This window comes from Candidatus Borrarchaeum sp. (genome assembly GCF_019058535.1).
In the GTDB taxonomy this organism is placed as follows: domain Archaea; phylum Asgardarchaeota; class Sifarchaeia; order Borrarchaeales; family Borrarchaeaceae; genus Borrarchaeum; species Borrarchaeum weybense.
In genome coordinates this window covers 1-9,299 of record NZ_JAHPYX010000201.1, presented here as the reverse complement: position 1 = coordinate 9,299, position 9,299 = coordinate 1, and the positions used below count along the sequence as shown (strand labels likewise).

The window sequence follows — 9,299 nt, the reverse complement described above, 5'->3', positions numbered from 1 at the left end:
GTCCTGAAGAGCTTAAGTCAACTGTTTGTATAGGTAGTGTTTCTCTATATTGAGGATCTGCGTTTTGAAAGTCTTCACTTCTTATCACAGAAGAAGGAATTAATCCACCTTGCAACGGCACTATAACAAAGACTAGAATAACGATGTATACTGCTAAGGCTAGCACTAGTATCAGGATTTTTTTCATTTCCAAAAGTGATTTAATAGTAGACATGAAGCTTACGTATGAGGAAGCTATCTATAAAAGGTTTGTGACTGTTAAAATACAGTCACAGAAAAAAAGGCTCTGATTTATATTTTAATAATATTTACAAATTTACGAACGTTCGATTACGGGTAGCTAAGCAAGAAAGCATCACCGCTTCAGCCTGGTGATGAATTGCGTTGGGTGTATATAGTCTGTTGCTCATAGAGCCTATGAGTACCTACGGGGCGTAGGGATGGTAAGCCTGTGGAGTTACTACCTCCGTAACCCCGTCAGGGAGATCGAGTCTGTCGTAGAAACAGGAAGCCTTGAGGCTTTAGCACGAGGTAGCTCGCCTACAAGGTGGTGTCCTAACTTTAGGGAGACAGTAATGTTTGAATCTAACAAAATACCTTGAGTACGCCTTCACGCCAAGCCGACCACCTTGGATACTGCACTTGCCAATAGTCCGTTAAGTTAGTTAAATAATCCTGTGTGTAAGTGAAACACACGGAAATCCGTTTGTTCATACCGAATGGAGGCGTCTTACGGAGAAAACACAACATTTCCCTCACGAGAAACGGATGGCAATTCAGCTCCACCCTCTCGGAGGGAGGTTTCTCTTCAATATCAGATAAAACTGTTGAGGGCACTATAACCAGTGTAAAAATGTTAAACTTTGTTTTCAACTTTTACGCGCGTCGATAATCCAATTGCAGCAATAATAAGACCAGTCAACACCGTGAGCAAACCAGCTATTGATAGTGAATAATCAAAATGCTCTATCCTTGTAAAATATGTCCTCTCTACATACATAGATCTTATCACGCAGCCTGAATAACTATAGTAGTTGTGAACAACTAAATAATAAGTATCCTCATACGAAATTTGGACGCTAAATGCGATATTGTTGGAATGGGTTCTTGTGAAAATCGAAGGCGCATTTGGAGAGTAAGAATAAATCGTTTGCCAATTGTTATACTGATCACTGTCGAAGATATAGAAGTTTACAGGATTCGAAGTTTTAATTGTTCCCGAGGCCATATCTCCTGGTTTCAATGTTGTATCAAAATAGACGTAATTCTCTGAAAGTGGGTAATCTGTAACGTAAAGTAGTGTTTCAGTATTTTTAACAATTTTAAAGTTTGGGCGCATTCCCACTGCTACCAAGATTAGTCCAAAGCTTAAGAATATGATGCCAACTGCGGTAATCTCTCGCCGTATTTTTTTCCGATTTTTTGTCATTTTATCCATCTTTTTTATCCATCTTTTTTCCGTAACAAAAGAAAACTAGAATTAATTATTAAACGTGTGTGACTGTTAGACAACAGTAACAAAGAGGATTAATTATGAAAAACAAAATGGAAGGAAACGATATTGGTAATATTTAGAAGCAGAAGCTAAATAAGCCTAAGAATGTTTAAACGAGATCTTTGGTAAATTTCAGCACTCATATTCTTTTAGTATATCCCGTATTTCATTGCGAAGGCTTTTAATGCGTCTCTAAAGGCTTTAATGGGAGCACAAGAGATTCCGGTGCCTATTTGCCCGATACCAGCTTTTTTATGGACGATTTCTATAGTTGATTTCGGAACAAGACCGGTTTTATTGACTTTGATGATGTTTATGCCCAAAGGGGTGCCTTCGAATTTGAGGTATGGTATAAAGAATTGACTGTTGACACCATCACACACCTTATAGCCATCAAGGGTCATACGCACGGCTTCTTTCATATTTTTTCCAATACGCCTTATCACGTTAGGAGCAGCCTCTAATGCATAACCACCAAGTCCGAGCGTCTCCGTAATAGAATTATCACCAAAATCTCCAACAGCGTCTAGTTGATTATATCCATTAAAGTACATATCATTAGGCACTTCTACAGGACCGATGAACCACTGTCCCTCCAATCCGCTCACTCCTATGCCAAAGTCGGTACCATTTCCCGTCATTCTCGTCACAAGTGTGCTGCATTCTATTCCATCTGCAGCATCTGCCAGCACTTTATTTGCAGACATTGCAAGGTTCAGGAAGAACTGTTCGTTATCATTAATAAACTTAACAATTGCCGTGCCATCATCAGTATCCCACAGATAATCTATTATGCTCTTCAAGAATAACATATTTGATGCATTAGATCTTAGGTGGAACTCATCTCCCATCAGTAACCCTTGGCTGATTATGGAAATCAAATCTATCGGCATCTTCTTAACCACCTTCTTCAGTGAGGGGCCAAGGACATCAAACATCCAGTAAAACTGTCCAATCACTTCTTCATTATATCCTCCAAATCTTAAATTTGTTCCAAGGCCTTCGTGAAGATTGCAAAATGCTTTATTTCCATATTCAGAATTCTCCACGACTGCGACATACATAGAAGGAGTTATTATACCTGCCATGGACCCGACGCTTGCATATTCATGGCAAGGTTTAAACATTATCTCCCCGCTTGATGCGATTTTATCTGCATCTTTCAAAGTTTTTGTCTTTCCTTCGAAGATAAGGCCGCCTTGTATAGCTACCTTCATCGGTGCAATCATATCTTTGTAATCGATCGGCGGACCTGAATGAAGAATAATGTCATCATTCATGTTAGGTATAACCTTTTTTGCCATGTCAAAGTCCACTAACGTGGCCTTACCGTTATCTAGTATCTCTAGAGTTTTTGAGTTAGCCGCGTAAATCTCATCTCGAATATTTTTTTGACTTGAAATACGCCTCAAAATTGTGTTCCATTCCTTAATAGTATCTACCTTCTGTTTTTCTAGGGTTTCAAGTCACTCACATTTCAAAGATATTAATGATGAATATCAAATCTTATATCTATGTGACTGTTAACTAACAGTAACAGGAATAAAACAAAGATTTCTGGATGTTGAACTAACACAGTCTGCCTAAAAAGAAATTATTAAAGGAAAGATAATTTATTATATTTAAACGATTAATAACCTAAAACACAGGATTAGTGAATAAAATGGATTCCAAAAGTAGAATAACAAGAGAGCAATTCTCAGAGAAAGAAGAAATTATTGAACTGTTAACTGCTTTTGGACTCACCAATAACCAAGCAAAGATTTATGAAGCAATAATTAAATTGGGCGCTGCTTCAGTCGATACTATTTCAAAGTTGTCAGATGTTCGTCGAGAGGATGTTTATAGAAATTTACCGAGACTTGAAGAGATGGGCTTAGTAGAAAGATTGATGGGAACACCGATGACGATTAGAGTACTTCCAATTAAGTTTGCTCTTTCAGACGTAATCAATCGAGAACAAGAAAAAGCAAAAAAAAGAATCCGTAAATTAAAAAATAATTTACAGGAAGCTTTGACAGTAATTAAGCCACGTAGTCAGAAACAGGAATTTGATGAGGACGCAGCCCATTTTGCGTTAATACCAGATAAGGCTGTGTTATATACTAAAATTTCCGGAATGTTGAATGCTGCGAAAAATGAGATTGACATGGCCGTCTCAAGAAGCAAGATCATCGAATTCTTATCTTCTTTTCATGATCTACTGAAAAAAGCAGTAGAGAGCGGAGTAAAAGTTCGTATAATTACAGAAATGACTGATTCACATGAGTTCATTCCTAAATTTTTGGAAACGGCCAAGAACGTAGGAATAGAATTTAAGACATGTAATCCAGAAAGACTCCTAAGTAAATACCTGCTAATTGATGGTAAGCAAATGATACTAGCAACCAAACCAGGAAAAGGACATCTAGGGGACCATCCTGATTTATGGACTGATAATCAAAGCCTTATTAATCATCTTAAAAACGATTTTGAAGAAATCTGGAAGTCATTCAAAATAGAACCAACACGTATAAAAATTACTAGTGAACCCTAAAATCTCTAGAAGAATATTTGCGAATTGTTCTGCCTTTCGATCGACTACTAAAGGATTTCTTATAACGATATTATTATTAAGAACTTAATTGTCTCTTTATGACATTAATTGGTATTGCAAACTCTAATCTTTGGTATTTTACTGATCCCCCTCAAGGAAGTGGAGAAAAAAGAAACTTCCGAAATAATTTTGAGTTTTTTCTAGCGCGTAAATTTTATTTCGCCATGATCCAGTAACTTGTATACTTGGACTTTTATAAAGTCTGTTATAACAAAAAACACAAGCGCATATCCCCATATAAAAAGTGCTAAAGCCCAGCCCATTGCAGGAAGCAAAATTCCGTAAACGGTGATTAATGTTGCGATAAATTGTGTAAGCAAAACTGCTAGAACCACTTGTTTTGCTGGTTTTACTGACCAAAAGTGACCCTTTGTTCGAGCCACAAACACTGTCAAATGACCTGCTACGGAAAGCTTCAGATAAATAAAAGACTGGAGTACTTCATGACTAAGGTGTAGGATCTCTAGTCCAATGTAAAGAATTCCAAAAGAAACTGCAACTCCAATAATTCCAAGCACCGTGGCGATGCCTAATACAGTCCGCATATTCCATGTCTCTGGTTTATCAGAGTATTTAACATTATCATAAGCGATAGTCATAATTGGTGCATCATTTAGTAGTGCTAATAAGACTATCATAATAGCAGTAATAGGATAAAATCGAAAAACAAGTATGGCTAGAGTAATGAAAAATAACACACGAATCGTTTCCGTCATGCGGTAGATAGAGTAATTATTCATTCGTTGAAATATCTTGCGGCTTTCTTTTACAGTATCGATGATCACTGAAAGGCCAGGTTTAGTGAGAACAATATCTGCAGCTGATTTCGCAGCATCAGTAGCGCCAGCAACAGCAATTCCCGCATCAGCCTTTTTCAGGGCAGGAGCATCATTAACACCATCTCCCGTCATGCCAACAATATGATCTTTGTTTTGGAGAAGTTCTACAATATGGTACTTGTGTTCGGGAAAAACTTCAGCAAAACCATCGGCGTTTTCAATAATTCGCGTGGCTTCCCTGTCAGATTTGTTCAAGAAAGATGAAGACGGCATTATATTGGTGCCCAGATTGACCTGATGGGCGATCTCTTTGGCCACAGCGGTATGATCTCCAGTAATCATTTTGACGTTGACGCCCATAGTTTGTGCGATCTTGATGGTTTCCGCAGAATCTTCACGAGGTGGATCGTAAAGGGCGAACAGTCCGACAAATTGCCAATTATCCTGATCGCCTATAGTTTTGGCTACAGCAAGTGCGCGATATCCCTTGGCAGCAAAGGCGTTGACAGTTTTATTAACTTCGTTAGATATTGCCTCTTCATATAACGAGAGTGCTAGGATAACCTGGGGTGCCCCTTTCGATACTTTGAAATGACTGCCGTCAGCAGTCTCTATGGCGGCTTCGGTGCGCTTTGCAACCGGATCAAATGGTTTAAAAACTGTCACCTTGTAGTCAGTAAGAGACTCATTAATCGCATCCATGGTTTTGATTTTGGAAATAATTGCGTCATCAATAGGATCTTGATTTTCCTCTCTTGACGCTAAAGTTCCAAAAAGAATTACGTCATTCTCTGTGAATCCTGTGAGAAATTTCACTTCGGCAACGGATATCTCATTTTTAGTGATAGTACCTGTCTTATCTGAGCATAAGATATCCATGCCTGCTATTTCTTCAATGGCAACAAGCTTACTGACAATAGCCTCCTTTTTCGCAAGGGATATTGCTCCTATTGCCAGTGTGACTGAGAGGACCGCTGGTAGCGCCACAGGTATTCCAGCAACGGTTAGAACTAATGCAAACTGAAGAGTTTGCAGTATGCTTTGCTGACGGAAAAGCGAAACAACAAAAATGATCATCACTAGTCCAAGAGCAAGTGCAATCAGATAATCACCGATTTTGATAACAGCCTTCTGGAAATGACTCTGGGTCTTTGCTTCCTCCACTAATTTTGTAGTCTCGCCAAAATATGTGTTCGTACCAGTAACGGCTACTAATGCAGTCATTTCCCCTTGGCGGATAATAGAACCAGAATAGGCAATATCAGAAGTATGTTTTTCGACGGGCATAGATTCTCCAGTTAATGCAGATTCATCTGTTAGCAGATAGTCGCCATCCATAAGTTTAACGTCGGCTGGAACAATATCTCCTAGGCGAACACGCACCACATCTCCCGGCACTAGTTCTTTGGCAGATTTTTTAATGTATTTGCCGTCACGAAGCACGCGCGCTGACTGTGCTAGTTTCTTTTTTAATAATTCAATGGCATTATCTGCCTTGTGCTCCTGCCAAAATCCAACTACCGCGTTTAACATCAACAATGCAAAAATGATCCAGAAATCCTCCCAGTGTTGAATGATTGCCGATAAGATAATGGCGGCCTCGATCATCCAAGGAATCGGTCCCCAGAAATAACTTAAAAATTTGAGAATCGGATTTACTTTCTTTTCGGGGATTTCGTTAGGACCGTATTGTGAAAGTCGTTGTTCTGCCTCCAAGGTAGAAAGACCCGTTTCACTTGAGGAAAGTTTTTTTAACAATTCTTTTATTGAATTCTTTTTTGCCTCTTCTGTTTTAATTATTACATCCTCTGAGCTCATAACATTAAGTCCTCTATTTCTTTTCTGGTAAAAAGATCAAGTTCTTGTTATTAAGGTGAAATTTTGTGTTAATTACGTACCATAATTAACTTATCCGTATTTTGCAGAAGCTTTGATTATTAAACGTGTGTGACTGTTATGTAACAGTAACAAGAGTGACTTTAGGTAGATCTTTCATATGTGTACTTTAATGAATATATAGCTTAAAATGCATTTTGTATGCGTTGATTTCATGGATTGAATTGTCAAATGCCAAAGATATTTTTATTGATTTAGGTTTTCACAATTTTTTGATTTGTTACTGTTACACGACAGTCACAAAAATATAAAATTCAAATCTTGTAAGGAACTTATAATGAAAAAACCGTCTCTTTGTAGTCATTACACGTAAATGAGTTAATTTGAGAGATTTAATTTGCATTGTCCTACTATAGATTTTAGAATGCGTTAGAAGGAAAGAAGATATGCTTCTCACAAATAAGGAAATTTTATCTGAGGCTATGGCTAAGGGATATGCTGTTGGCCATTTCAATATAAGCAATCTAGAATCTTTATTGGCTATCACTGAAGCCGCTGTGGAGGAAAAATCACCAGTCATTATTGCAATAACGTCTTCCTCTATCAAATATGCTGGTTTAGAATATCTAACAGCCATAGTTAAAACTGCGGAAAAATCCACTTCAATACCAATGTCTCTACATCTAGATCATGGACCAGATGTAGAAACGGTGTCAAAATGTATTGATATTGGTTTTACTTCTGTTATGATAGATGGTTCTCATCTAAATTTTGAAGAGAATATTTCATTGACAAAACATGTTGTGGAATTAGCTCAACCAAAAAGTATATCAGTTGAGGCTGAACTTGGCAGACTTGCTGGCATAGAAGAGACAACGGTTGAAGAAAAGGATGCAATATTAACCGACCCAAGTGCCGCTAAGGAGTTTGTCGAACGAACCGGTGTGGACATCCTCGCTGTTGCGATTGGAACCTCACATGGCGCTTATAAATTTAAAGCGAAGCCAAGATTAGATTTTAAACGACTCAAGACAATTAGAAAAATGGTCAAAATTCCACTTGTTTTGCATGGAGCATCTGGAGTTCCATCACGACTAGTTGAAAAAGCCGTGAAATACGGAGCAGCAATAAGTGAGGCTAAAGGAATCCCCGATGAAGATATCAAAAAAGCTATATCCTTAGGAATACAGAAAATAAATATCGATACAGATCTAAGACTAGCTTTTACATCCACAGTTCGTGAGATTTTAGTTACTTTACCAAAAGAATTTGATCCAAGAAAGATTCTAGGTCCAGCGAAAGAAGCTATGAAAGAGATTGTTAAGGGTAAAATGCAATTATTCGGGAGCGCATTTAAGGCTGACTAGAATAAAAAACCAGACTGAAAGCAGTATCAATTGAAATTAGAGGCGTAAAAAGTCCTAAAAATAAAGAAATGGTGTTGCACCATAACAACAATTATTTACAGCGGTGTGGTGTTTGAAGTATTCTTTTAAAATTGGTTCAGTATTCGGAATTCCGATCGAACTTCATATAACTTTCATAATATTATTGCTTGTAGTATTAGTGTTCTCACGATATTATTTCATTCTAGTAATCTTTCTGTTTGTTTTCGTGACTTTACATGAGTTAAGCCATTCTCTGGTTGCAAAGCATTACAATATTGAAGTTCAGAAGATCATTCTCTACCCGATAGGTGGCGCATCTCAAATCGAATCTGTTGCTGATAAACCAAATCTTGAATGGCGTCTGTCCATAGCAGGTCCTTTAGCTAGTTTTGTATTCGGTCTTTGTCTTTTCGCATTAGACTTGATTATCCCGATAAAAGCTCCTTTTACAACAACTAGAAGGCTTTTTTACGATCTAGCATTATTAAACGTTCTTCTAGGTGCTTTCAACTTAATCCCTGCATTTCCAATGGATGGAGGTAGGGTTCTCAGAGCATATCTGGCGGAAAAAAGGGGATTGTCTGATGCTACAAAGTACACCTCATGGATTGGAAGACTTCTGGCACTTATTATGATTGGAGTGGGGGTTCTAGTAGATTGGTGGCTCATACTTATTGGTGTGTTTATTTATGTAGGCGCCACAGAAGAGAGAGAAAGGCCTATAAGATCCATCACTGAGTCTAAAGTAAGCGCCAAAGATATAATGAGCTTAGAGATCGCAACCGTAACGCCCGAGAATAGCCTTAATGAAGCTCTAGAAGTCATGTTTCGCGCAAAATATCATGATGCTCTAGTTGAAAAAGATGGAAATTTTATGGGAATTATTGCATGGAATGATATCTTACAAATACTTCCGGAGCAAAGAGACTCCATAAAAATTAGTCAATTGCCTTTAAGACTAATCACAGTTTTTCCAAACGATTCAATCTTAGAAATTTATAAGAAGATGACTAAGGAAAATATAGATATGATGCCAGTGGTCGAACAAGACAATCCTAACCAAGTTATAGGAGTAATAACAGACAAAAGTTTATCTTCTGCATATGAAAAGGCGAAATCTCATCAGTAACTGCTAAGAGAATGGGTTCCTTATATTTACTTGGATCATTGAATGATCTACTTGATAGGAGAAGATTGCTATTCCT

At 37.8% G+C, this 9,299-nt stretch carries 7 protein-coding genes; 3 read left to right on the top strand and 4 right to left on the bottom strand.

Features of this window, described 5'->3' with window-relative positions:
* The 3 genes from QVB70_RS12380 to QVB70_RS12370 all read right to left on the bottom strand — a co-directional run.
* On the bottom strand, positions 1 to 214 hold a 214-nt coding region (locus QVB70_RS12380), incomplete at its 3' end, for a hypothetical protein (RefSeq protein ID WP_287586704.1).
* 642 nt (positions 215 to 856) lie between these two features.
* Positions 857 to 1,429 carry a hypothetical protein gene (locus QVB70_RS12375; protein ID WP_287586702.1) on the bottom strand — a complete coding sequence of 191 codons (573 nt, stop codon included), beginning with the start codon at positions 1,427 to 1,429 and terminating at the stop codon, positions 857 to 859.
* Between the two features lie 215 nt (positions 1,430 to 1,644).
* Positions 1,645 to 2,799, bottom strand: a complete 1,155-nt coding sequence (locus tag QVB70_RS12370; protein ID WP_287586700.1) for a DUF1116 domain-containing protein — start codon at positions 2,797 to 2,799, stop codon at positions 1,645 to 1,647.
* A gap of 359 nt (positions 2,800 to 3,158) precedes the next feature.
* Between QVB70_RS12370 and QVB70_RS12365 the strand changes: the two genes are divergently transcribed.
* On the top strand, positions 3,159 to 4,031 hold the full coding sequence (locus tag QVB70_RS12365; protein ID WP_287586697.1) for a TrmB family transcriptional regulator: 873 nt from the start codon (positions 3,159 to 3,161) through the stop codon (positions 4,029 to 4,031).
* A 200-nt stretch (positions 4,032 to 4,231) separates the two neighbouring features.
* Here QVB70_RS12365 and QVB70_RS12360 read toward each other — a convergent pair whose 3' ends face one another.
* Positions 4,232 to 6,688 carry a plasma-membrane proton-efflux P-type ATPase gene (locus QVB70_RS12360; protein ID WP_287586695.1) on the bottom strand — a complete coding sequence of 819 codons (2,457 nt, stop codon included), beginning with the start codon at positions 6,686 to 6,688 and terminating at the stop codon, positions 4,232 to 4,234.
* A 464-nt stretch (positions 6,689 to 7,152) separates the two neighbouring features.
* Between QVB70_RS12360 and fba the strand changes: the two genes are divergently transcribed.
* Positions 7,153 to 8,073 (top strand): class II fructose-1,6-bisphosphate aldolase, encoded by a 921-nt coding sequence (fba, locus tag QVB70_RS12355; RefSeq protein ID WP_287586692.1) that lies wholly within the window; start codon positions 7,153 to 7,155, stop codon positions 8,071 to 8,073.
* Positions 8,074 to 8,185: 112 nt separating this feature from the next.
* Complete coding sequence (locus QVB70_RS12350; RefSeq protein WP_287586690.1) at positions 8,186 to 9,223, top strand: site-2 protease family protein; 1,038 nt, start codon at positions 8,186 to 8,188, stop codon at positions 9,221 to 9,223.
* The last annotated feature ends 76 nt before the right edge of the window (positions 9,224 to 9,299 follow it).